Genomic DNA, 23,778 nt, shown 5'->3' on the forward strand with positions numbered 1-23,778 from the left:
ATGAATAGATATGAAAATCCATTATGTACTAGATATGCAAGTAAGAAAATGCAGTATATATTTTCTAGTGATAATAAATTTACAACTTGGAGAAAATTGTGGTATACACTAGCAGAATCACAAAAGCAATTAGGTTTATCAAATATTACAGATGAACAATTAAAAGAAATGAAAGATAATATATCAAATATTGACTTTGATGTAGCTAGAGAATATGAGAAAAAATTACGTCATGATGTCATGGCTCATGTATATACATTTGGAGATGTGTGTCCAAAAGCTAGAGGGATAATACATCTAGGAGTTACAAGTGCATATGTTGGTGATAATACAGATTTGATACAAATAAGACAAGCACTAATATTGGTAAAAAAGAGACTGCTAGCTGTAATACAAAATTTAGTTAAATTTTCTGATAAATATAAGGATTTACCTTGCTTATCATACACACACTATCAAGCAGCACAGTTAAGTACAGTGGGTAAAAGAGCTACACTGTGGTTAAAGTCATTTATGTATGACCTAGATGAAATTGATAGAAGAATAGAAAACTTGGAATTTAGAGGTGTAAAAGGTACTACAGGGACTGGTGCTAGCTTTAAAGAACTATTTGGAGATGACTATGAAAAATTTAAAAAACTTGATGAATTAGTTACTCAAAAAATGGGATTTAGTAAAAAACAAGAAGTAAGTGGGCAAACATACGATAGAAAACAAGATACATATATATTACAAACACTAGCATCACTTGCAAGTTCTGCACATAAATTTACTAATGATTTTAGAATGTTGCAACATGAAAAAGAAATAGAAGAACCTTTTGGTAAAAACCAAATAGGGTCTTCAGCTATGGCATACAAGAGAAATCCTATGAGATGTGAGAGAGTGTCTTCATTAGCTAAGTTTGTAATAAGTCAAGAATTAAATGGGCATTTAGTACATATGACACAATGGTTTGAAAGAACTTTAGATGATTCAGCAAACAAGAGACTTTCATATCCACAAAGTTTTTTAGCAGTAGATGCAATATTGGTGATAATAGAAGACATATTAAATGGTGTTGTAGTCTATGAAGAAATGATAAAAAAGAATGTAATTAGAGAATTACCATTTATGGCAACAGAGAATATAATAATGGATGCTGTAAAAAAAGGTATGGATAGACAAGAAGTACATGAAATAATTAGAGAATTATCTATGGAAGAAGTTAAGAGTATTAAAATTCATGGAAATGATAATCATTTAATTGATAGAATAGTTTCTGATGGTAGATTAAAATTAACTAAGGAAGAATTAGATAATATATTAATACCTAGTAAATATATAGGATTTTCTGTTAAACAAACAAAAGAGTATCTAGAAAAAGTTAGAAAAATTTTAGATAAGAATAAAGAGTATCTAGATATAGAAGACGAGGAAGTGACTCTATGACAGTTAAAGAAAATATACGTAAATTATTAGATATCTTAAAAGAAAGTTCAGATAATTTGGTACAAGCTGAATATGTTTTTGATAAAATAAGGGAGTATATAGAAGACAAGAAGGAAGACTACAAAGAAGTTTTAAAAGAATATGACCAAGATGAATTAAATAAAGTAGTAAAAGAAAGCTATAAACAATACGTTAAAAGAGCACAAAGAATATTCTTTAGAGAAGTAATCTTTTTTGCTATATATATGCTAGTAATTACATGCATAGTCGCTTTTGGATTTAAACCTAATTCTAATGTCCTTTTAATGTGTATAATAGGGTTTGCAAGCTTATTCTGCATAGTTAGAAGTGTTGCATTTAAAAAGAGCTTAGAAAAAAAGACCAAAGAAGAGTATAAGAAATATGTAGAAAAAGATGTTGAAAAATTTGTTGAGGGCTTGAAAAAATGAATGAATTATTGAAAAAAATAGAAAAAAGTAAGAGTATAGATTTAAATTTAGAGTTAAAGACTTTAATTTTAGATGATATTAAGGCTTTACTTCTTTCTACGTATATTGTTGATAATAACATAGCACAAGTTAGAGAATCATATGATAAAAAAGATGCTACATCAGAAATTAGTGATACAACTAAGTTTTACCTAGAAAGTATACGAAAAGGTGAAAATAAGGAAGGAATAAAGGATAAGGTATTTAGTAACTTAATAGATAGAGGTGTAATACAAGCTATTAAAAATATTAAGGCACACTTTTCATTGATTGAATTAATAAATGAAACAAATTTAATAACCTTACAATTTTTAAAAAATTTCTATCCTAAATTATCTAAGAAGTATGATGAAAAAAAGATAAGTGAAATTTTTGATGTTTATTGTGCTATTAAGCAACTTATGCTACAAATAAAGAAGGAAAATGAAGAATTTTCTACTAAGATATCAATACTAGTCTACTTAAAAGTTAGAGATAGACTAGAAAAGAATGAAGAATTAAATAGTGTATTGAAAGGTATGGGTCTAAAGAAAGAATACTTTGAAAATCTAGATCAAATGTATAGGGGTATAGAAATAGAAGATTTAGGAGATGTATACTCATATACAGAAAAAGTTACTGATGAATTTAATAGTAATAGACAAATATTCATGTTCAACTATTTTGAAGAAAATCTTTTAATTAAGTATTTAAATTTAGAAGATAAAAAGAATACTAAAGATGATATATGCAAAGCATTGAAAATAGAGGATAAAAAGTATGATGAAATGCTAAATGATATATTAAAAAAGGTTAGTGAAACGGAGGAAGCGTGAAATTAACTGAATTGATAGATAAGTTGAATGAGAAATTTCCAGAAAATATTTGTGAATCATGGGATAATGTTGGTCTACTATTAGGCGACAAAGATAAAGAAGTAAAAAAGGTTTTAATAGCCCTAGAAGTTAATTCTAAAGCTATTGATAAGGCTATACAAGAAAGAGTTGATGTGATAATATCACATCACCCATTAATATTTAAATCTTTAAAGAAAATTACAAAAGATGACATGATAGGCTCAAGAATTATGCGTCTTTTAAAAAATGATATAGCTGTATATGCTATGCATACTAACCTTGATTCTGCAACAGGTGGATTAAATGATTATGTGTTTAAATTACTAGATTTAGATGCAAAAAGAATGTATGAGGATGAAACTAAAAATAGACCACTTCGATATTTTAATCTAACTAAAAAGATGACTATTGAAGAAATGGTAGAAGTTGTAAAAGAAAAGTTGAATATTTCTCAACTTAGAGTAATATATGATGAGTATTATACAAAAAAAGATATAAAGAGTTTTGCTCTTGTAACAGGATCAGGTATGGACTTTTTTAATGAGGTAAAAGATAAGGTAGACTTATTCATTACAGCAGATGTTAAATATCATGAAGCACAAGATGCATTAGAACAAGGTGTTAGTATAATAGACTTTGGGCATCTTGAAAGTGAAGTTCATGCAGTAGACCTGTTATCAAACTATTTAAAAGAAACTACAAATATACAAATTGTTGAGTTTCACAACAATCCAGTATATATTTATTAATAATATATTAATGATGGAAGATAAAATTCCATCATTTTTTTCATAAAAATATTTTTAAATTTATATTAGTCAGAGTATATTATTGTATTTTTAAAGAAAAATATTAAAAAAACACAAAAGGTTAAAAAAGTAGTACATAAAAGAATGTCATTATACAAAAACCTCGACACATATTAAAATTAATGTGGTTAAAAAATAAGTAAGAAATTAATTAAACCTTTATTCTTATTACCTCTAATTTAATGTAAAATATCTTGACTACTATAAATATATTATATTAAAAAGTAGAAAAATTATGAAAAAGACATTACTATTAGCAAGCTTAATAGCTTTAGTAACTACATTTGCAGCAACAACTGGATCAGTTGAAGCATACAACGAAAATGAAGCTACATTTGTAAAAGGTGAAAAGCCAAGATTTGTAGCAAAGAAAACATGAGTTAAAACAGAAGTTAAAGTAAATGGAACAGGATTTAGCTTTGGTGGAGACTTTGTAGCAAAAGACTTAGAATTAGGTAAAATCACAAAACCAAACCTATTAAACCACTCAAGCATATGGGCTAAATATGAATTACCTGAATTAACTGAAGGACTTAATATGTATGTTAAGGCAAGTGTTAGTCCTAAGTTTGTGGGAATATTAGAAGAACACGTTGATGTAAACAAAAGAGTGGATGAAGCAAGAAAAGAAACTACAGAAAAATTAAGAAATGAAATAAACAAAGTAATTTCAGAAAAAAATCTAACAGGAGTATATGTAAACATTTTAAAGAGAAGTAAAACAGCATCTGCAGAATCACTTAAAGCTACGTTTGATAAAATAAATGGTATAAATAATATGGTAGACGCTAAAAAGAGAGTTAGTGATGCTTATGAAGCTGTACAAAAAGCTAAAGATAAAGCTAGAAATGATGCAACTCTTGAGAATGTTACTCCAAAAAACGTAGATAAAGGTAGTGCAGAATTAGAAGGACAAATAAGCTACAAACATGATATGTTAACATTTGGATTTAATTCTAAGACTAACTTCCCATTTAGTAACAAAACATATGCATATGAAAATGATAAATTTGTTGAAGCAACTGCTGCTGATTATGGTAGATATGTTAAATCAACTCACAAAATCTTTGTTGAAAGTGAAAAAGATAAAGATGTATATGTTAAAGGATTAAGAGATGTAGAATCAAATCTTGAAATCAAACATAACTATGCTAAAAATGTTGTAAAACCTGGAGAAAGAGTAGACTACGTTTCAGGTCACTTAGGTGCAGCTTATGAAGGTGTAGAAAAATTAAGACTAGAAGGAGCATTTGACTTTAAGGTAAATGTAAATAAGGTTGCAAAATTAGATGATGGTGACTTTAAAGATACAATAGGAGCATACAATTACTCAGATACATATGACTTCAAAGCGATATATACAGGTGTTGAAGGATTAAAATTAACTGTTAATCCATTCTTAGGGCACTACAACCTATTTGAAACTTATGTATTACGTTCTGATATAGTAACATATGGTGTAAACTTAGAAGCTGAATACAAGATGTTAAACGATAAATTAACATTAACAGGTAAATCTAAATTACAAGGAGCTTCTCTACTATTAAATGGAGTAGGAATGGCTCACCATGGTAAATTTGATTTTGATGTAAATGCAAAATACAAATATGATGTAAATGAAAAATTTAATGTAACACCAGAAGCAACAGCTCACCTTACATTGAATACATTACAAGGAACATTAACAGGTACAGAATTAACATTAACACCAAAAGTATCAGCTGAATACAAACCGACTGACACATTAACATTAACAGGAAGTGTTGAAACTCCAGTTAAATTTAAGACAGTTGGAAAAGAATTTAAGTATACAGATACTCAAATTAAAACAAGTTTAAACTTAAAATATGAATGGAAATAGTTATCAACACGTTTGATATATAATTGTTTTTAATCCCTAGTATAGTAGCTAGGGTTTTTTTTTGATGAAAAAAAGTTAACATTTGGATAATAAAACTTGACAAAATTTCGGGGGGGGGTATATAATGGGATAGGGAGAGGTAGAAATGAATAAAAATACAAGACAAATATTAATAATAATTTTATTTGTAATTACTGGTAGTATTACTTTATCTGAGAATGAACCAAAAGAGTTTGAAATAGGTGAAAATTCTTATGTTAAAGGTAGTGATGGTATAAGTTTAACAAAAAATAGTATAGCAATTGGAACAAATTCTAATTCTTTAGATAATTATTTTGAATATTATGATCCAAATTTAACTGATAAGAGTAAAATAGAAAATGAAATACAAAAAACAAAAGCAGATATAGATAATAGAGTTAATGGTATAAAAAAACAATATATAGAAAAATTAAAAAGAATAAATTATATAGAAAGTCAAATGAAAATAATAAATAATTTTTTTGAAGATAAACAAAAAGTAGAAATGCAATTAAAACAAGTTACAGATGATAGAGATAGATTTATAAAAGTTGCTAATACGATAATATTAAAAACTTATGAAAATAATTTTAATCTTATTACACAAATTGGAACATATAGAGCTACTTTGAGAAAAATAGCTGATTATTTAATAGATAAAAAAGGATTAGTTGGTGAAAAAATAGAAAATATTACATTTAAAGATGAAGCTGATGATAATAGAAATTCTAATTTAAGTAAGGCTAAAATAAAAGGATTTATTAATGATCAAGTTGTTTGGGATTATTTGAAATTAGATGATGAAAAAAATTTGAAAAAATATTTATCAGATTGTATTAGTTATAAATTAAAAGAGCCTATGTCAGGTAATGTATATGACATTAGTCCATATTATGGTAAACCACAAGACAATAATATAATAAATGAAAATGTTAAGGATATAAAGGCAAAAATAAAAACATATAGATTGCCTTTAATACAAAGTTTTTTGGAAGCTCATAAAGAATTTGAAATTGATAAGATGGATAATTGTAGTGAAGAGTTATACAAAATTGCTTTTAGGAATAAAGTGTCACACTACGAAGTAAAAAAAACACGTGACGAGTTAAAGAAAGAAGTAGAAAATAAAGAAAATTTGTTAAATAAATTTAAAGAAAGAACAGCATATTTTACAGAATGGAAAGAAAAATTTAATGATGAATTGAAGGGACTTTTAAAAAGTATTGAATATAAAGGAGAAGATAATTTAGCATATGGAACTTCTTCATATGCAATAGGGATTAGATCTTATGCTATAGGTACTAATGCTTTAACAATGGGTGTTGACTCTGTAACAATTGGTTCTAATAGTGCAACTTTTGGTAATGGTTCTAATTCTATAGGTGAAAAAAACTATACTAAAGGAGATAAAAATCAAGTATTTGGAGTTGAAAATATTACTGTTGGAAATAATAATATATTACATGGTAATAATAATGAAATATATGGTGAAAATAATATTGTATTAGGGAATGAAGTTAAAATTAATAAAAAAAATAACGCAGTAGTAATAGGTAATGGCTCTGAAGCAATAGAAGATGCAGTATCAATTGGTAATGAGAATACACAAAGACAATTAAAATTTGTTGCAAAAGGAACAGCTGATACAGATGCAGTAAATGTAAAACAATTAAAAGACTATGTTGCGGCTAATTCTTTTTCAGCTGAAAATTACTATAACAAAGCAGAAGTAGATAAAAAACTAGAAGGTATTAATGCAAAATCAAACTTAGCCCTAGGTGGAGTAGCAAATGCAATAGCTATGTCAAGTATGACACAACCAAGAGAAGGATTGTTGAATATAACAGGGGCATATGGAACATATGGTGGAGAACACGCATTAGCAGTAGGAATCAGTGGAAATACAGAAAGATTTTCATATAAGTTGGGAGTATCAACAAATATGCGAGGAAATGTAGGAGTAGGACTAGGCTTTGGTATGACAGTAGTAAGTAGTACAAAAGATGATGTTATAAAAAGAATGGGAAAGAAAATTCTAGAGTATATGAAAGAAAGTAAAGAACAAAACGAAAAAATTAAAGAATTAGAAAATGAAATGAAAGAATTAAGAAAATTAATTAAAAAAAATTAGAATTTGACAAGCAAGTTATGTAAATTTTATTTTAGTGAGACTAAATATATAATGTATTCAAAATCTATGAGAAGCATTATAGGTCTCACTATTTTTAATATTTCTCATAAAGAGCATCTTGCATCTCTTTATCACTTTTAGGCAATAGCCTTTGCTTATTGCTTTACTTGCTTCACTACATTTATTTTTTCTTACTAACATAACAAATTAATTCATTTTCTTTCAATTTATTTCTATTGATATATATTGTTTTTAAATAAAAATAAAGTGCATAAATTATTTTTATAATTTACACACTTTATTACACACTCCCTTTTTTTATATTTCTTGTAATAACTGAACATATACATTTATTAAATCATTTACATCATTCATATTTACCATACTATGAGATCCGTGGCAATATCTAAGAGAAATAGCAGTTACTAGACTTGGAATACCTTTTCCTAATTTATGTATTTCTCCAGCATTAGTTCCACCTCCATTCATAGTATCAAGTTGGTATTTAATATTTTTCTTTATAGCAATATTTTTAACTAGATTAATCATTTTTTTAGATGGGACAAAAGTTTTATCGTAAACTTCTATTAAAAAACCATTTCCATTTTTTCGAGTATTTAAACCACTATTATCAAATACATTTTTTGCACTAACTACATCAATTACAAAAGCAATATTTGGATTTATTAAACTAGCTGCAGTTTTTCCACCTCTTAATCCAACTTCTTCACTTGATGAAAATGCAAAATATATACTTGAATTTAGATTTTTATTTTTTAATTTTTTTATAGTTTGTGCCAAAATATAACATCCAACACGATTATCTAATGCTTTACCTTCAACGATATTATTTATTTTATAATCTTTAAATTCAGTAGCAAAACAAACCATATTACCTACTTCTATTCCTAATTTTTCAATATCAGTCTTATTAGTTATTCCTAAATCAAAATGTAAGTCATTAGAGCCTCCATTAATTATTCCGTATACTTTATTTCCAGAAGTAGTAGTTATTCTACCTCTAATGTTAAATTTTGCATAATCATTAACATTTCCTAATTCTTTTAATAATATTTTTCCATTATCTAATATATTTTTTACAATAAAACCTACTTCGTCTATATGAGCATCAAGCATAATTTTAAAATTATCATTATTTCCAATTTTAAATATTATTGATCCTAGATTATCATACAGAATTTCGTCTGCATATTGTGACAATTCAGTTTTTAAAAAGTTTTTAATTTCATCTTCATTAGAAGCAACAGCATCTAAATTACTTAGAGTTTCTAGTAAGTTCATAACATTCTTCTTTCATTATTTCTAGTACTTTAAATAGATATTTTCTTGGGATACCTAAATTTATTCTTATAAAATTTTCTCCATTTTCAATAAAATCATAACCAGTTTCAACTAATATTCCTTTTTCTTTAAGTTTAGTTGTCCACCATTTTCCATCTTTTTTTGTATTTTCTAAATTCACCCATATTAGATATGATGATTCCATTTTTTGATAAGATAGCCCTATTTTTTCTAAATTAGATGAAAAAAGTTTATAATTTTCATAAATATATTTTGTTAATTCATCTAACCAATCTTCACATTTATTATATGCTGTAACTAAACAAATTAAACCTATTATATTAGGAGATGTTACAGAATTTTTTTTCATTCCACATTTAAATTTTTCTCTTAGTAGTTTATTAGGTATGATAGAATATGATGTTTTAAGTCCACCAAGATTAAATGCTTTATTAGGTGAACTCAAAACAATTAAATTATTAATATATTTATTATCAATATTTAAAGAACTATAATATTTTCCAATATGAATCATTTCAGAATGGACTTCATCAGAAACAAGTATAACATCATTTTCATAACATAATTTAGCAATTTTATTTAATTCATTTAAGTTCCATATTCTTCCAGATGGATTATGTGGATTACATAGGATAAATAATTTTGGATGAAATTTTTTGATTTTATTTTCTACATCTAAAAAATTTATATAATATCGATTTTCTTTTATAATTAATTTAGATGTTACAATATTTTTGTTATTATCTGTTGCTGCATTTTTAAATGGTTCATATACTGGTGTAAGTATAAGTGAACAATCATTTTCATTCAGAAATACTTGATTTAATATATGTAATGCTCCAACAGTACCATATGTAATATTTATCCATTCTTTTTTTAATACAATATTTTTCCTTTTATTATACCAATTTATTATACAATTAAAGAAGTCATCGGTAAGAAAAGTGTAACCCATATTTGATTCTGAAATAAACTTTATTATTTCGTTTTTTAGATTTTCAGGCATTTTAAAATCCATATCAGCTATCCATAAAGGTACAAAATTTTTAGTAGGTTCTATATTAAAAACATTTCTAATTATATCCTTATTCCATTTTCTTCTTATATCATTATTTGTATTAACAATTTCATCAAAATTATATTTCATCATCGTCATCTACTTGTATTTTTCCATTTTTAATTTGATAGTTTCTATAGAATACATTTACAATAGCAATTATAACTGAACCTACTAAAATACCAAGTATATATTGAGGTAAACCTTCTACTAATGGCCATGCCCATATTGCTGATTCAGGGAACCATTGTACAGCACCAAGTAAAATTGCAGTTAATGATCCTATTATTGCAGATATTACATATAGTGGGATAACAAACATAGGATTTTCCAATGCAAAAGGAATAGCTCCTTCACTTATACCCATAAATGCTAAGAACATAGAAGTTTTACCAGCATCATAGAATTCTTTATTGTATACTCTTCTACCGACTAATAATCTATCTATCATAGTTGATAATCCAAGACCAATAGAAGGTATTACTATAGCAATATTTCTTGCTGTTAAAGGTAATATTTTTTCAGTTGTAAATCCTAATGCAACAAATCCTGCTGCTTTATTAACAGGTCCTCCTAAATCAAAAGCAGTTGCTGCTGATAATATTAATGCATAAACATATTCACCTTGTTTACCAGCTAATTCTAGAATATTTCTAATTTGGATATTTATCCATCCACCTACTGGTGTTACTACGAAAATCATAGCTATCATGCATAATACAGCTGATAATAATGGTATTAAAAATGTAGTTTTAAATGCTAACCAATTTTCAGGTAATTTAATATGTTTATTTAGCCATTTAACAGTATATCCGACAAATATAGCGATTAATATAGCTCCTAAGAAACCACTTGGAACAGGTGATACTTTATCAAAAACACCATCAACTAGTTTTATAACAGATATAGGTTTATTTGCAATATATCCACCTATAAATCCTGCAGCTAATGCAGTCTTACCACCTATTGAATTTGCAACAAATGCTGCAAACATAGGTATAGCAAATGAAAATAATGTAAATCCAAAGCTTTCCATAAGTGAAGCTAATTTTAATAATTGTAGATTCATACCTGTAAAATTACCAGAATTTATAGCATCTAAAATTGATACTGATGGACTTAATTTAAAAATTACATATGGAATTACTTGTGAAAATGCTCCAATTAATCCACCCATAATTAGAATAGGTATCATATATGATATACCTGTCATAATATGTTTGTAAAAACTTTGAAATCCTGAGACTTCATGTCCTCTTCTTCTTATAGCCATAAACTATCCTCCTATTTTAAATTTAATTCTTCCATTATTTCTTGAAGAACTTGTTTTCCTTCTCTAATAGCTTCTTTCAATGATATTTCATAAACATCAACATCATCAAATCTTTCAATACCTTGAGGTGTGATAGCAATTGCATGTATAACAGCATCAGCTTCTTTAATGTCTTTTTTTGTTAATTCATTTTTTATGCCATCAGCACCTTGAGTTTCTATTTTAATTTCTACTCCTAATTCTTCAGCAGCTTTTTTTAAAGAATCAGCTGCCATAAATGTATGTGCTAATCCCATAGGGCATGCACAGATTGCAACAAATTTTGCCATAATATATTCATCTCCTTAAACATTTAATACTTCATATATTTCTGAAATATTTTTTACATTTTCTAATTTTTTTCTAAAGTCCTCATTAATAAGTTTTGTTGAAATATCTTTTAAAATATCAATGTGAACATCAGAATTTTTTTTAGGTACTAGAACTAGCATGACATATTTTACAAGTTCTTCATTTTTAGCCCATTCAATTTCATTTTCTAATTGTGCATAAATAACATAAGGTTTGTCAACAAAATCAGTTTTCGAATGTGGGATAGCGAAATTAAAGCCAATGACAGTATTTTCTATTTCTTCACGTTTAATAATTTCATTGAAAAGATTTTTTTCTTTTAATGTATCATTAGTAACTTTAGCTAGCATTTTTTTTATAATCTTTTCTTTCGTTTTTAATTTTTCTTTATATAAGATATTATTAATATCTACTATTTTCATTAGAATCACCTTCTACAGATAATGACTTTAAAAATTTAATTAATTCAATGTAATTTTTTATTTTTTCTAATTTTGTTTCAAAATCATTATTTTTCAAATATTTATTTATATCTAAAACTGCAAGTCTATGTTCTTCAACATTTTTAGACGCTAGAGCAATAATTATACTTATTTTTTCTCCAAAGAAATTTATTGGTTTTTTTAAAGTTATTAAAACAAACCCAGTTTTTAAAACATCAACGTTTAATTCTCCATGAGGTAGAATTGTTTTTTTGCCGATTTGTATATATGAACCATATTTTTTAATTTGTATTTTTAGAGAATCAATATATTTTGGAGTAGTATATCCATTAGAACACATTAATTCATTGATTGTATTTAAAAGTTCATCTAAACTATTAATATCTAATTGGAATCTAGTATTATTTTTATTTAAAAATTCATAAAATTTTTTGTAATTATTTTCATCAATTTCTTCTAAAATATAATTTTTAAAGTTTTCTCTTATTTTTATTTTTAAATTTTCTTTAGAGAGATTTCTGTTATTTTCAATAAACTCTAATAATTCTTTTTCAGGAATTTTTATATTTCTTTTTACAAGTCCATAATCAGATAATTTGTTTATATCTTCTTCATTGAAAATAGTGTTCACTTTTAAAATATCATGAGTATTTAGTGTAATATCTATTGTTGTTATTATTAAATCAATATTAGATATATTTTTATAATTTTGTAGCTTATTATATGGAATAGTATCCACTATATTTACATAAAAATTTTCATTTAAATTTTCTGCTATTAATTTTGAACTTGAGTAACCAAATCCACAAATTATTAGTATTTTAGGATAATTACTTACTTTAATTTTCGAATTTCTTTTTACAGATCTTTGTATCATAATTGTGATAAAGGATATTTCATCAGCATCTAATTCTATATTAAGAATATCTTTCAAATATTCTAAAGCTTTATTTACTTTGAAATAAGTTTCACCATATTCTTTAATAACTTGATCTACAATACTTTCACTTAATTTTAAATTATTTTTCATTCTATAAATTGCAGGTTTAATATGATGCAATAATTCATTTATTAAAATTTTATCTTTAGTAAAATCTATGCTAAATTCATCACTTAATTTTTTTAAAATATTAAACACTAGTTGTTCAGTTAAAACCCAATTTGCGAAGAAAGAATAGTTTTTATTGAAATTATACAGACCTATTAAAAAATCAGTTATAACTAAAATATCATTTTCATTAAAATATACTTTATTTATTTTTTGCTTAACACAATTATATTCTTTTGTGTTGTATAAAAATGTTCTATTATCTATACTTTCATTTTTAATATAAAAACCTTGATAATTTCTATTTTTAGCAAGAAATAAGTAATAAGAAACAATCATAAAAGCTTCATCATTAATGTTTAGGTCATATTCTTTTAAAAAATTTAAAATTTCATTTTTAGCTTGTTTTATTGTAGTTACATAAGAGAATTTGTTTATTTTATTTTCAATTAATTTTTTCATAAAAGGATTATTTTCTGTTATTTGACGTTTGTCTTGTAAATGATTAATCAAAAATTTTCTAATGTCTAATTCATTTGCTACAAGTGTATAACCTTTATTTATGCTTGATGATACGCAAAGTTTTAATTTATATTTTGATAGTATATAAGAAATATTTTTTATGATTTGTCTTGTAGTACTTTTACTAACTAAATATGTATCACATATTTCTTGAATCTTAAATTTATTGTTAAATAATAAAATATCTAAAATAATTAAGTATTCACGTTCATTTGAGGTAAGAGTATAAATTTCTATAGGTAATTGAGAAATATATTTATTATATGTTGTAGGATCTATTAATAAATATACATTTGAATTTTTTATTTCAATAATATTATCATTAAAATATTTAATAAAAACTTCATTTATTTCATTTATATCATATCTTAACATTCTATCAGATATATGATGTTTATTAGCTAGTTCAGTGAGAGTATATTTTTCTGTGGAAATATCATAAATCAAATCAATACTCCGTTTAGTTAGCATATATATGTCCTCCTTATTATTATTAGTATAATCGCACAATGGTATAATTCAAGATTTAAATTTTTTCAATATTTAATGAAATAAAAGGAATTATACATATCTTTCTTCTTGTACATATTTTTTATGTTAAAATATGTACGAATAAAAAACGTGGGAATTCACATAAATTATTCGTAAGGAGCAAAATCATTACAGTTATCAGAAGATGTGGTAAGTCATATTTGTTGTTTGAACTGTACAAGAATTATTTATTAAAAAAATGAATATATAAAAAGTAAAATAAGTGATGGCAAAAGATACTATTTGAAGAAACATATATTTTGTATTCTGATAAAAGATATGACATTAAAGGTTCAAAATACTTTTCCACACCGCTTAAATATTATATATAATGATTTAATAAGAAGAGGATTTAATGTAGAATACAGTTAGAAGTTGACTTTGTTATTAATAAAGGAAATAGCAGATACTATATTCAATCATCTTTTGATATGAATAAAAGAAACTCATTAAAACGAATTGATGATTCCTTTAAAAAAATTATTATTGTTAAAGATAATATAGTTCCAAGATACGATGAGTATGGAATTTACTACATTGGAATAAAAAAAATTTTACTTATGAATAATTTTTTTGAATTATAAAATCATTCAATTTGAAAAACAATGCAAATTATAGTATAATTTATTTGCCTTGGTACTTTGGTTAATCGCAAGGGTAAAACTTTGAGGAAAGTCCGAACTTCATAGGGCAGGAAGGCAGTTAATGGCTGCTAGAAGTAATTCTAAGGAAAGTGCCACAGAAAATAGACCGCAAGAAATTGTAAGGGTGAAACGGTGAGGTAAGAGCTCACCAGTGTCTTAGGAGACTAAGATAGCTAGGTAAACCCCTTCTGAAGCAAGAAAAATTAAAGATATATCGGTTGCCCGCTGAGTCTTTGGGGTATTCGCTTGAACCTATACGCAAGTATAAGTCTAGAAAAATGATTAACAAATACAGAATTCGGCTTATAAAGTGCCAAGGAGAAATTTATGGTAGATAGTATATATATACATATTCCTTTTTGCAATAAAAAATGTTCATACTGTGACTTTTACATTCTAACTAATATGCAAAATCAGTATGAAAAATATACAGAATATTTAATAAAGGAAATATCTATGTATGATAAAGATGTCGTATATGATAGTATTTACTTTGGTGGAGGTACACCATCTGTACTTAGTGTAGAACAAATAGGAAGAATATTAAATACACTTAAATTTACAGAAAAAACAGAAATTACTTTAGAACTTAATCCAACAAATATGGACTATACCAAACTATGTCAATTACACTCACTAGGAATTAATCGACTTAGCATAGGTATGCAAAGTTTTAATGATAAGATATTACAGCTTATGAATCGAGAACATACAGCAAAGGATAACATAGATACATTTATGCAGGCAAGAAAAGCAGGCTTTACAAATATCTCCATAGACCTAATATTCGCTGTTCCAGGACAGAGTATGTCAGATTTAGAGTATGATATATCTATGATAAAAAAACTTAATCCAGATCATATATCCATATATTCCTTAATATGGGAAGAAAAATCAAGATTTTCTAAACTTTTAAGGGAGCATAAATTAGAAAAGCTAGATGAAGAGATGGAAGCTAATATGTACGAGTATGTTATGAATAGTTTGGAAAAATTAGGCTATGAACATTATGAGATATCAAGTTTTTGTAAAAAGAAGTTGTATGGTAGGCATAATATGAAGTATTGGGAAAACAAAGAATATATTGGTGTTGGTATAAGTGCATCAAGCTATTTACAAGGCGAAAGATATGAGAAGGCAAGAAAACTTTTAACATATTATAGAGAAATTGATGAAGGTAAGCTTCCGATTAACCTACTAACTCTAGAAAAAGTTAATGAAAAAGATAAAAAAGAATTAGAATATATTCTAGGGTTAAGAAAACTTCAAACGGGAGCAAAATTTTTTGAAGAAGATAAGCATAAAATTGATAGTCTAATAGAAAGAGGGCTAATCACACACAAAGATAATAGAATATACTTGACGAAAAAGGGAATAATGCTAGCAGATAGCGTTATACTTGAGTTAATATAGAAAGAAGGTATTAAAGTGAAACAAGAAAGAAAAGCAGGAATTTTAATGCAACCTATTTCATTACCAAGTGAATATGGTATAGGTACATTAGGTAAAAAGTGTTTTGAATTTATTGATTTTCTACATGAGGCAAAACAAAAATTATGGCAAATTTTTCCTCTAGGACCCACAGGTTTTGGTGATTCACCATATCAATGTTTTTCAGCATTTGCAGGTAACCCATATTTAATTGACCTAGAAAAGTTAGTTGAAAATGGTTTACTTACATACGATGATATACAACCTATGAGAACAAATGATTTAGTAATAGATTATGGTAAATTATACAATGTAAAAAACCCAATACTTATGAAAGCGTATGACAAAAAAGAAATTTTAGAAAAAGAATTCGATAAGTTTAAACAAGAAAATGCAGAATGGCTAGATAACTATGCGTTGTTTATAGCAGTCAAGAACTATTTCAATGGAGCATCATGGGATATATGGCCTGATAAGGAATTAAGATTAGCACATAAGAGAGCTAAGGACAAATATGCTAAGAAATTAGAAAAAGAAGTAGATGTGCAAAAATTCATACAATTCCTATTCTTCAAACAATGGAATGATGTTAAAAAATATGCAAATAGCAAGGGAATAGAAATTATAGGGGACATACCAATATTTGTATCATTTGATTCAGCAGATGCATGGTCAAATCCAGAAATATTCTTATTCGACAAAGATAGAAAACCAGTTTGTGTAGCAGGAGTTCCACCTGATTACTTTAGTGCTACAGGTCAATTATGGGGTAACCCTCTATATGACTGGAAGAAGCTAAAAAGAACAGGGTATAAGTGGTGGAAAGATAGAATAAAAGCTAACTTGAAATTATGCGATATAATACGTATAGATCACTTTAGAGGATTTAGAGCATACTGGCAAATACCTTATGGTGAAGAAACTGCAATAAATGGTAAATGGGTAGAAGGACCTGGAATAGACTTATTCAAATCAATAGAAGAAGAATATCCAAACTTAAAAATTATTGCAGAAGATTTAGGTAATCTTGAAGAAGAAGATATTAAATTAGTAGAAGAAACAGGATATCCTGGAATGAAGATACTTCAATTTGCATTTGATGATGATCCAGATAATGTTTACTTACCACATAATTACACAACAACTAATTGTGTAGTATATACAGGTACACATGACAATGATACAACACAAGGTTGGTACAATTCATTAAATGAATATGAAAGAGGACTTGTAAGAGATTATACAGACTCAGCAAGCGATGATGGTATGTGTTGGAGACTTATACGTCTTGCACATAGAAGTGTAGCAAAGTATAGTATAATTCCTATACAAGACTACTTATGTTATGGTAGCGATACAAGAATGAATGTTCCAGGTGTAGGTTCAGGTAACTGGCAATTCAAGTTAAGAGAAGGAGTATTAACACATGAATTAGCTAGTGCTATAGGGCATATAACTGAAATATATGGAAGATAATATGGAGCAATTAGGGATATATAGTAAAAAAGAAGATAAGCCATTGGCATATAGAGCAAGACCTACAAGTTTAAAAGAATTTGTAGGTCAATCTTATGCTATGGGAATAATAGAGAAAATAGTAAAGAAAAAAGAATTAGTAAATCTTTTAATATATGGGCCTTCAGGGACTGGTAAAACAACTTTATCAAGAATACTTGCTAAAGAGTTGGGGTATAATATTGAGTACCTAAATGCTATTAACACAGGTGTACAAGAAGTAAAAAGTGTTTGTTTAAGAGCAAAAGAAATGATGAACTTGAATAACAAAAAGACAATATTACTTTTTGATGAAATACATAGATTTAATAGATCACAACAAGATTCCTTATTACAAGACATAGAAGAGGGGAATGTTATCCTTATTGGTACAACAACAGAAAACCCTTTCTATAACCTAAACAAGGCATTAGTATCAAGATGTGTAGTTTTAAAATTCGATAAATTAAGTACTGATGAAATCTTAAAAATAGTGGACAATGTTTCAAAAAAATATGATATACAGGTGACAGAAGAAATAAGAAGATATATATTATCTATTTATGATGGAGATGCTAGAATAGCTATAAACACACTAGAATTGATTGGTAAAGTGGGCTTTGATGTTGTAAAGCAGGGCTTAGATATTAGGAGAAGATATAACGATAGTGACAAGTATGATAGGATATCTGCCATGATAAAAAGTATTAGGGGTAGTGATGAAAATGCAAGCATTTACTGGCTAGCAAGCATGATAGATGGTGGAGAAGATATATTGTATATAGCAAGAAGACTTGTAATATTAGCTAGTGAGGATATAGGGCTTGCAAATGTAAAAGCATTAGATGTAGCTGTATCGTGCATGCGTGCAGTTGAAAAAATAGGTTTACCAGAAGCTAGAATAATTTTAGCAGAGTGTGTAATATATCTTGCCCTATCACCTAAGAGTAATAGTAGCTATAACGCGATAAATAGTGCACTAGAAAATATACGTGAAAATGGAGTTCAAGATGTACCTAAGCACTTAACAAGAGAAGGTATTAAGCAATATGTTTATCCACATAATTTTAAGAATCATTACACAAAACAAGTATATATGAATAATCCAATTAAATTTTATGAGTATTCAGACAATAAGTTTGAAAAGAGCATGAAAGAAGTTTGGAGTAAAATAAAAGAGGAAAATAACTAGATGGTAGAAAAAATGAGTATAGCACCTATGGTGGATAGGACGACATATAATTTTAGGCAATTTATTAGAATGTTTAATACAAAATCTACCCTATACACTGAAATGATTACGGCTCAGGCAGTAATAAATGGTGATAGAGATAGAATATTAAAATTTGATGAAAATGAACATAAATTAGTATTTCAATTAGCAACTTCTAGTATAGAGTATACAAAAAAAGCTTGTGAAATACTGAAAGAATATAGCTTTGATGAAATTAATATTAATGCAGGTTGTCCATCTGATAGGGTATCGGATAACCATATGGGAGCATATTTAATGTCCCAACCAGATTTGGTCTGCGATATGGTTAAGGTAATACAAGATATTTGTCAAAAAGATGTAACGGTAAAACATAGAATAGGTATAGATGGTACAGGTATACTAGAAAATGATAGAAAAATAGTTAGCTATGAAGAATTAATTAATTTTGTTGATAAATTACATAAAGCTGGTGTTAAAAGAAATATTATTCATGCAAGAATAGCAATATTAAAAGGTCTTAGTCCAAGTGAAAATAGGACTATACCCCAATTAGACTATGATATGGTGTATAGGTTAAAAAAAGATAGACCAGAATATGATATAGAGATAAATGGTGGTATAAAGACATTAGAAGATGTAGAAGAACAATTAAAGCATGTAGATTCTGTTATGATAGGTAGAGCAAGTTACGATAACCCCATGCTATTTAACGAAGATAGGATATCAAGAATAGAAATATTAGAAAAAATGATAAAATTTTTAGAAAAATATGATGGAAGAGTTTATCATTTTACTATGCACACATTAGGTCTATTTTACGCTACAAAATACAGTAAAATATGGAAAAATGTTGCATCTAATTCGAGTATAACAGTGGCAGATTTAAAAGAATTCTTGAAAAAATTAAAAGATATGATATAATAAAGATGTCAAATAAACTTGAATAAAAAAACATGGAGGTATGAAAATGAAAATTGTTGTAATAGGTGCAAACCATGCAGGAACAGCTGCTGTAAATACAATTTTAGACAACTATAAAGGAAATGAAGTAGTTGTATTTGAAAGAAATAGCAACATTAGCTTTTTAGGTTGTGGAATGGCATTATGGATAGGTAAGCAAATAAAGGGTTCAGATGGATTGTTCTATTGCTCAAAAGACGTTTTTGAAAGAAAAGGTGCAACTGTACATATGGAAACAGAAGTTACAAATGTAGACTTTGACAAAAAAGTTGTTTATGCAGTAGGAAAAGATGGAAAGAAATATGAAGAAAAATATGATAAATTAATATTATCAACTGGTTCATTACCAATAGATATAAAGGTACCTGGAAGAGACTTAGAAAATGTACAATTTGTAAAACTATTCCAAAACGCTCAAGAAGTAATTGATAAGATTGATCATGAAAAGATAAACCATGTAACAGTAGTTGGTGCAGGATATATAGGAGTTGAATTAGCTGAAGCATTTAAGAGAATAGGTAAAGAAGTAGCATTACTTGATGCTAAAGAAATGTGTTTAACAACATACTATGATAAAGAATTCAGAGAAGAAATGAATAAGGTATTAGTTGAACATGGAATCAAAACTCACTATGGTGAAAAATTAGTAGAAATACTAGGAGATACAAAGGTAACTGGTGTTAAAACAGATAAGGGAACTATAAACACAGATATGGTTATACTTTGTGTAGGATTTAGACCTAACACAGACTTATTGAAAGATAAGTTAGAATTATTCAAGAATGCATACAAGGTTAGTAGAAACCAAGAAACAAGTCAAAAAGATGTATATGCAATAGGAGACTGTGCAAGTATATATGACAATGCAACAAGAAGTATAGACTACATTGCATTAGCAACTAATGCAGTTAGATCAGGTATTATCGCAGCACACAATGCTTGTGGAACTAAGTTAGAATCAATAGGTGTACAAGGTTCAAATGGTATATCAATTTATGGATTTAATATGGTTTCAACAGGTTTAAGTGAAGAAAAGGCAAAAGCATTAGGAATGGATGTATTATCTACAAGTTATAACGATCTTCAAAAACCAGGATTTATGGAATCTGAAAATGAAAAAGTTATGATAAAAATAGTTTATGAAAAAGAATCAAGAAGAATAGTTGGAGCACAAATTGCATCTAAATACGACATATCTATGGGTATACATGTATTCTCACTAGCAATACAAGAAGGTATAACAATAGATAAGTTTAAATTATTAGATATATTCTTCTTACCACACTTTAACCAACCATATAACTATATAACAATGGCAGCATTATCTGCAAAATAAGGGGGAGAATATGAGTAAAGTAGTTCATTACGAAGGAGAAAATGTAGTAGATAGCTTATTAGCATCAGCTGTTTTAGAAAAAGGAGTTACAGTAGTAGACTTTTTTGCAACATGGTGTGGACCATGTAGAGCATTAGGGCCTGTATTAGATGAGTTATCTATGGAAGTAGAATACAGAATAGTAAAAGTAGATGTTGATAAATATCCAGATTTAGCAGCATTCTATGGAGTTAGAAGTATTCCTACATTAGTAATATTTAAAGATGGAAAACCTGTCGATACATTAATAGGTGGAAGATCAAAAGAACAATTAAATGAAGATGTTGAAAAAGCAACTAAATAAAAAAGAAAGGGTTCTCTAACTAGTTTAGATAGCCCTTTTTATATACTCAATTTTTTTAGCATAATCCATTTCTAACATAATGTCGGTATAGTTGATATTAAAGTTTTTAAAGTAGTGTTCTAAAAATTTATTTATTTCTATAACAGCCTTTTTTTCTCCTTTGTCTTCTTTAATTAATTGAATGTGTTCAATTAATGTAGATTTAATTTCATCTAATGTAGGTGTATAATTAATGCCATTTTGTATTTCTGAAATTAACCAAGGATTTCCTATTATTCCTCTTGCAAGCATAATACCATCTATATTTATGTCTTGTATATTTTTGAAGTCTTCAAGTGAATATATCCCACCATTAGCGATAAATTCAAAGTTTCTAGGTAATTTAGATAACCTTTTGATTTCTTCAAAATGTGAATCAGACTCAAATTTTTCTTGTAAGCTTCTTGCGTGAACACAAAGATAAGGAATTTCCTGTTTATACGCTAAGGCGAAGTATTCATCGATTTTGTCACAGAGTCTAATCTTTAGTGACACTTTAATTTTTTCCCTATTTAGCCTAGTAAGCAGTGAATCGATATCATCTATTCTATCAAGTAAGCCAGCTCCAGAACCATTTTTCAAAATTTTTGGTTTAGGACAGCCCATATTTAAAAGTAAATCATGGTAGCCCATTTCATGTAGTTTGCAAAAATTTGAAAAAAGTTCATCCATGTCAGAACCGAATAATTGTATGCCAGTATTTTCATCTTTACTCATTCTCATGATAGTTTTTAATGTTTTTTCATTTTCACGAGTAAATAAAGTGGAATTAACCATCTCAGTATACATAAGATCTGGATGGAACTTTTTTAATATCTGACGATACGAATAATCGGTTATACCAGACATTGGAGCAATGTATATTTTATAGTTCTTCATCATCTTCGCCATTGAATATAGCTTGATTGTATAGTTCTTTTACTTTTTCATTTAATAAGTCAAATGAAAATTCTTCTGGAATAGTTCCAGTTTGTGACATCTTTAAAATTGATGCAGCTTGTGCAACTTTAGCAGTTTTAGTTAATGGTAAGTCATTCTTTGCACAGTATACTAAAGCAGCTGTAAATATGTCACTAGCACCTGTGATATCTTCAACATGTTTTACTATAGGTAGAGGCAATTTTAAAGATTTTTTAGCGTTCATAGCTAAGATGCCGTCATAACCAAGAGTTATGTAAACGTCTTTAACACCTTTGGCTATAAGTTCTCTCATAGCTTGTCTCATTTCCTTTTTGTTTCTAAATGTTTTACCGAAGATAGATTCAAGTTCAAGTTTGTTAGTCTTTAAAACATCAATCTTATCTAAAATGTTTTTAATTCTTTCAGACTTTTTAATTGAAACAGTATCAACAACTAATTTTTGATTAGTTCCTTTGATACTTGCTAAATATTCTAAGCTTTCTTGAGAAATATTAGTATCAACTACGATAATTTCAGCATTTTTAATAACATCAATTTTTTCTTTTAAGAAGTCTGGTGTGATATATTTTAATATATCCATATCAGTTATGCCAGAAACCATTTCACCGTTATTATCTAATATTGATAAGTACATAGATATAGTTTCATCAGGAACTCTTAAAATATCAGTTGTGTCTATTCTACGAATATTTAAATCGTCTATTAATTTGTTACTGTAGAAATTTTCACCTAAAACTGTTATGAATTTAATGTTAGTCATTAATTTCTTCAAGTTGACTGCTATATTTCTTGCGACACCGCCAAGTCTAATATTTATTTTTCCAATGTTTGAGTCATGAAATTTTAAGGTATCTTCAGGGACACCTTGTAAATCTAAGTTACAAGCTCCTATAACTAGTATTGCTGGATCTGTTTTAATAACATATTGTCTTCCAAGTATAAATCCTTTTTGAATTATATGTGTAATATGTACTGCAACAGAAGCTCTTGAGATCTTAAGTTCTCTTGCTATTTGATTTTGAGTAATACTAGGTCTAGATTTTATAAGCTCATAAATTTGTCTTTCCCTTTTTGTCATAAAAAAATCCCTCCTATTTTTAAGTACAGAACTATTATATATGTTTCTAAAAAAAAAAATCAACATATATTAAAAATAAAAAAATAACAAAGTTAAAAAAAGCATAAAGTGTATATCCTGAGGGTGGGTATATTGAAAAAATGAGAGATATTTTAATAAAAATAAGAAAAATGTAAGGTTAAACTGCAAGA

Annotated in this window: 22 protein-coding genes and 1 other RNA gene; 15 read left to right on the forward strand and 8 right to left on the reverse strand. The window is 27.2% G+C overall.

All coding sequences use genetic code 11. From position 1 onward, the window contains the following. The 7 genes from purB (at position 1) to IMK15_RS02470 (ending at position 7,577) form a co-directional block, all read left to right on the forward strand. Entirely contained in the window at positions 1-1,431 is a 1,431-nt protein-coding gene (gene purB / locus IMK15_RS02440) for an adenylosuccinate lyase (RefSeq protein ID WP_192941755.1), read from the forward strand. Beyond that, entirely contained in the window at positions 1,428-1,880 is a 453-nt protein-coding gene (locus IMK15_RS02445) for a DUF2207 domain-containing protein (RefSeq protein WP_192941756.1), read from the forward strand. The genes purB and IMK15_RS02445 overlap by 4 nt, the downstream gene beginning before the upstream one ends. Continuing rightward, positions 1,877-2,734, forward strand: a complete 858-nt coding sequence (locus IMK15_RS02450; protein ID WP_046328926.1) for a hypothetical protein — start codon at positions 1,877-1,879, stop codon at positions 2,732-2,734. The genes IMK15_RS02445 and IMK15_RS02450 overlap by 4 nt, the downstream gene beginning before the upstream one ends. After that, the gene (locus tag IMK15_RS02455; protein WP_192941757.1) at positions 2,731-3,504 is read left to right on the forward strand and encodes a Nif3-like dinuclear metal center hexameric protein; all 774 of its coding nucleotides are present in this window, start codon (positions 2,731-2,733) and stop codon (positions 3,502-3,504) included. Before IMK15_RS02450 ends, IMK15_RS02455 begins: the two co-directional genes overlap by 4 nt. Positions 3,505-3,799: 295 nt before the next feature. Beyond that, complete coding sequence (locus IMK15_RS02460; RefSeq protein ID WP_192941758.1) at positions 3,800-3,943, forward strand: hypothetical protein; 144 nt, start codon at positions 3,800-3,802, stop codon at positions 3,941-3,943. A gap of 159 nt (positions 3,944-4,102) precedes the next feature. Then, positions 4,103-5,425 (forward strand): TonB-dependent receptor, encoded by a 1,323-nt coding sequence (locus IMK15_RS02465; protein WP_192941759.1) that lies wholly within the window; start codon positions 4,103-4,105, stop codon positions 5,423-5,425. A gap of 145 nt (positions 5,426-5,570) precedes the next feature. After that, positions 5,571-7,577 carry a YadA family autotransporter adhesin gene (locus IMK15_RS02470; RefSeq protein WP_192941760.1) on the forward strand — a complete coding sequence of 669 codons (2,007 nt, stop codon included), beginning with the start codon at positions 5,571-5,573 and terminating at the stop codon, positions 7,575-7,577. Positions 7,578-7,895: 318 nt separating this feature from the next. Here the strand turns inward: IMK15_RS02470 and IMK15_RS02475 are convergent, their stop codons facing one another. Genes IMK15_RS02475 through IMK15_RS02500 form a run of 6 tightly spaced genes read right to left on the reverse strand, consistent with a single transcriptional unit; the run spans position 7,896 to position 14,065 of the window. After that, positions 7,896-8,879, reverse strand: a complete 984-nt coding sequence (locus IMK15_RS02475; RefSeq protein WP_192941761.1) for a M20/M25/M40 family metallo-hydrolase — start codon at positions 8,877-8,879, stop codon at positions 7,896-7,898. Beyond that, a complete protein-coding gene (locus IMK15_RS02480; protein WP_192941762.1) occupies positions 8,854-10,050 on the reverse strand; it encodes a MalY/PatB family protein in 1,197 nt (398 codons plus the stop codon). The genes IMK15_RS02475 and IMK15_RS02480 overlap by 26 nt, the downstream gene beginning before the upstream one ends. Continuing rightward, positions 10,037-11,230, reverse strand: a complete 1,194-nt coding sequence (locus IMK15_RS02485; protein ID WP_046328920.1) for a PTS fructose transporter subunit IIC — start codon at positions 11,228-11,230, stop codon at positions 10,037-10,039. Before IMK15_RS02485 ends, IMK15_RS02480 begins: the two co-directional genes overlap by 14 nt. An 11-nt stretch (positions 11,231-11,241) precedes the next feature. After that, positions 11,242-11,559, reverse strand: a complete 318-nt coding sequence (locus tag IMK15_RS02490; RefSeq protein WP_046328919.1) for a PTS fructose transporter subunit IIB — start codon at positions 11,557-11,559, stop codon at positions 11,242-11,244. Between the two features lie 15 nt (positions 11,560-11,574). Then, positions 11,575-12,003 carry a PTS sugar transporter subunit IIA gene (locus tag IMK15_RS02495; protein ID WP_192941763.1) on the reverse strand — a complete coding sequence of 143 codons (429 nt, stop codon included), beginning with the start codon at positions 12,001-12,003 and terminating at the stop codon, positions 11,575-11,577. After that, positions 11,984-14,065, reverse strand: a complete 2,082-nt coding sequence (locus tag IMK15_RS02500; RefSeq protein ID WP_192941764.1) for a BglG family transcription antiterminator — start codon at positions 14,063-14,065, stop codon at positions 11,984-11,986. The genes IMK15_RS02495 and IMK15_RS02500 overlap by 20 nt, the downstream gene beginning before the upstream one ends. 491 nt (positions 14,066-14,556) lie before the next feature. Here IMK15_RS02500 and IMK15_RS06435 point away from each other — a divergent pair, with 491 nt between their 5' ends. The 8 genes from IMK15_RS06435 (at position 14,557) to trxA (ending at position 21,549) form a co-directional block, all read left to right on the forward strand. Next, entirely contained in the window at positions 14,557-14,709 is a 153-nt protein-coding gene (locus tag IMK15_RS06435; RefSeq protein ID WP_226869168.1) for a hypothetical protein, read from the forward strand. A 49-nt stretch (positions 14,710-14,758) separates the two neighbouring features. Then, positions 14,759-15,090: RNase P RNA component class A (gene rnpB / locus IMK15_RS02510), an RNA gene on the forward strand. Positions 15,091-15,096: 6 nt separating this feature from the next. Next, positions 15,097-16,182 (forward strand): radical SAM family heme chaperone HemW, encoded by a 1,086-nt coding sequence (gene hemW / locus IMK15_RS02515; protein ID WP_192941765.1) that lies wholly within the window; start codon positions 15,097-15,099, stop codon positions 16,180-16,182. Positions 16,183-16,197: 15 nt separating this feature from the next. Further along, entirely contained in the window at positions 16,198-17,676 is a 1,479-nt protein-coding gene (malQ, locus tag IMK15_RS02520) for a 4-alpha-glucanotransferase (protein WP_192941766.1), read from the forward strand. Beyond that, positions 17,666-18,886, forward strand: coding sequence for a replication-associated recombination protein A (locus IMK15_RS02525; protein WP_226869169.1), 1,221 nt, complete (start codon positions 17,666-17,668; stop codon positions 18,884-18,886). Before malQ ends, IMK15_RS02525 begins: the two co-directional genes overlap by 11 nt. Further along, on the forward strand, positions 18,887-19,831 hold the full coding sequence (gene dusA / locus IMK15_RS02530) for a tRNA dihydrouridine(20/20a) synthase DusA (protein WP_192941767.1): 945 nt from the start codon (positions 18,887-18,889) through the stop codon (positions 19,829-19,831). Between the two features lie 46 nt (positions 19,832-19,877). Beyond that, positions 19,878-21,206: a H2O-forming NADH oxidase gene (nox, locus tag IMK15_RS02535; protein WP_192941768.1), complete on the forward strand. Its 1,329-nt coding sequence runs from the start codon at positions 19,878-19,880 to the stop codon at positions 21,204-21,206. Between the two features lie 10 nt (positions 21,207-21,216). Beyond that, on the forward strand, positions 21,217-21,549 hold the full coding sequence (trxA, locus tag IMK15_RS02540; protein WP_192941769.1) for a thioredoxin: 333 nt from the start codon (positions 21,217-21,219) through the stop codon (positions 21,547-21,549). Between the two features lie 24 nt (positions 21,550-21,573). Here trxA and IMK15_RS02545 read toward each other — a convergent pair whose 3' ends face one another. After that, positions 21,574-22,467 (reverse strand): tRNA dihydrouridine synthase, encoded by an 894-nt coding sequence (locus IMK15_RS02545; RefSeq protein WP_046328912.1) that lies wholly within the window; start codon positions 22,465-22,467, stop codon positions 21,574-21,576. Further along, positions 22,454-23,587 (reverse strand): carbohydrate kinase, encoded by a 1,134-nt coding sequence (locus IMK15_RS02550; RefSeq protein WP_192941770.1) that lies wholly within the window; start codon positions 23,585-23,587, stop codon positions 22,454-22,456. The genes IMK15_RS02545 and IMK15_RS02550 overlap by 14 nt, the downstream gene beginning before the upstream one ends. Positions 23,588-23,778 lie beyond the last annotated feature (191 nt).

The organism is Sneathia sp. DSM 16631 (assembly GCF_014892235.1).
Lineage (GTDB): Bacteria > Fusobacteriota > Fusobacteriia > Fusobacteriales > Leptotrichiaceae > Sneathia > Sneathia vaginalis.

Bases quoted from the DNA above. Each gene is read 5' to 3' on its own strand.
- purB (WP_192941755.1), top strand. From the start codon at position 1: ATGAATAGATATGAAAATCCATTATGTACTAGATATGCAAGTAAGAAA.
- IMK15_RS02445 (WP_192941756.1), top strand. From the start codon at position 1,428: ATGACAGTTAAAGAAAATATACGTAAATTATTAGATATCTTAAAAGAA.
- IMK15_RS02450 (WP_046328926.1), top strand. From the start codon at position 1,877: ATGAATGAATTATTGAAAAAAATAGAAAAAAGTAAGAGTATAGATTTA.
- IMK15_RS02460 (WP_192941758.1), top strand. From the start codon at position 3,800: ATGAAAAAGACATTACTATTAGCAAGCTTAATAGCTTTAGTAACTACA.
- IMK15_RS02465 (WP_192941759.1), top strand. From the start codon at position 4,103: ATGTATGTTAAGGCAAGTGTTAGTCCTAAGTTTGTGGGAATATTAGAA.
- IMK15_RS02470 (WP_192941760.1), top strand. From the start codon at position 5,571: ATGAATAAAAATACAAGACAAATATTAATAATAATTTTATTTGTAATT.
- IMK15_RS02475 (WP_192941761.1), bottom strand. From the start codon at position 8,879: ATGAACTTACTAGAAACTCTAAGTAATTTAGATGCTGTTGCTTCTAAT.
- IMK15_RS02480 (WP_192941762.1), bottom strand. From the start codon at position 10,050: ATGATGAAATATAATTTTGATGAAATTGTTAATACAAATAATGATATA.
- IMK15_RS02485 (WP_046328920.1), bottom strand. From the start codon at position 11,230: ATGGCTATAAGAAGAAGAGGACATGAAGTCTCAGGATTTCAAAGTTTT.
- IMK15_RS02490 (WP_046328919.1), bottom strand. From the start codon at position 11,559: ATGGCAAAATTTGTTGCAATCTGTGCATGCCCTATGGGATTAGCACAT.
- IMK15_RS02495 (WP_192941763.1), bottom strand. From the start codon at position 12,003: ATGAAAATAGTAGATATTAATAATATCTTATATAAAGAAAAATTAAAA.
- IMK15_RS02500 (WP_192941764.1), bottom strand. From the start codon at position 14,065: ATGCTAACTAAACGGAGTATTGATTTGATTTATGATATTTCCACAGAA.
- IMK15_RS06435 (WP_226869168.1), top strand. From the start codon at position 14,557: ATGAATAAAAGAAACTCATTAAAACGAATTGATGATTCCTTTAAAAAA.
- hemW (WP_192941765.1), top strand. From the start codon at position 15,097: ATGGTAGATAGTATATATATACATATTCCTTTTTGCAATAAAAAATGT.
- IMK15_RS02525 (WP_226869169.1), top strand. From the start codon at position 17,666: ATGGAAGATAATATGGAGCAATTAGGGATATATAGTAAAAAAGAAGAT.
- dusA (WP_192941767.1), top strand. From the start codon at position 18,887: ATGGTAGAAAAAATGAGTATAGCACCTATGGTGGATAGGACGACATAT.
- nox (WP_192941768.1), top strand. From the start codon at position 19,878: ATGAAAATTGTTGTAATAGGTGCAAACCATGCAGGAACAGCTGCTGTA.
- trxA (WP_192941769.1), top strand. From the start codon at position 21,217: ATGAGTAAAGTAGTTCATTACGAAGGAGAAAATGTAGTAGATAGCTTA.
- IMK15_RS02545 (WP_046328912.1), bottom strand. From the start codon at position 22,467: ATGAAGAACTATAAAATATACATTGCTCCAATGTCTGGTATAACCGAT.
- IMK15_RS02550 (WP_192941770.1), bottom strand. From the start codon at position 23,587: ATGACAAAAAGGGAAAGACAAATTTATGAGCTTATAAAATCTAGACCT.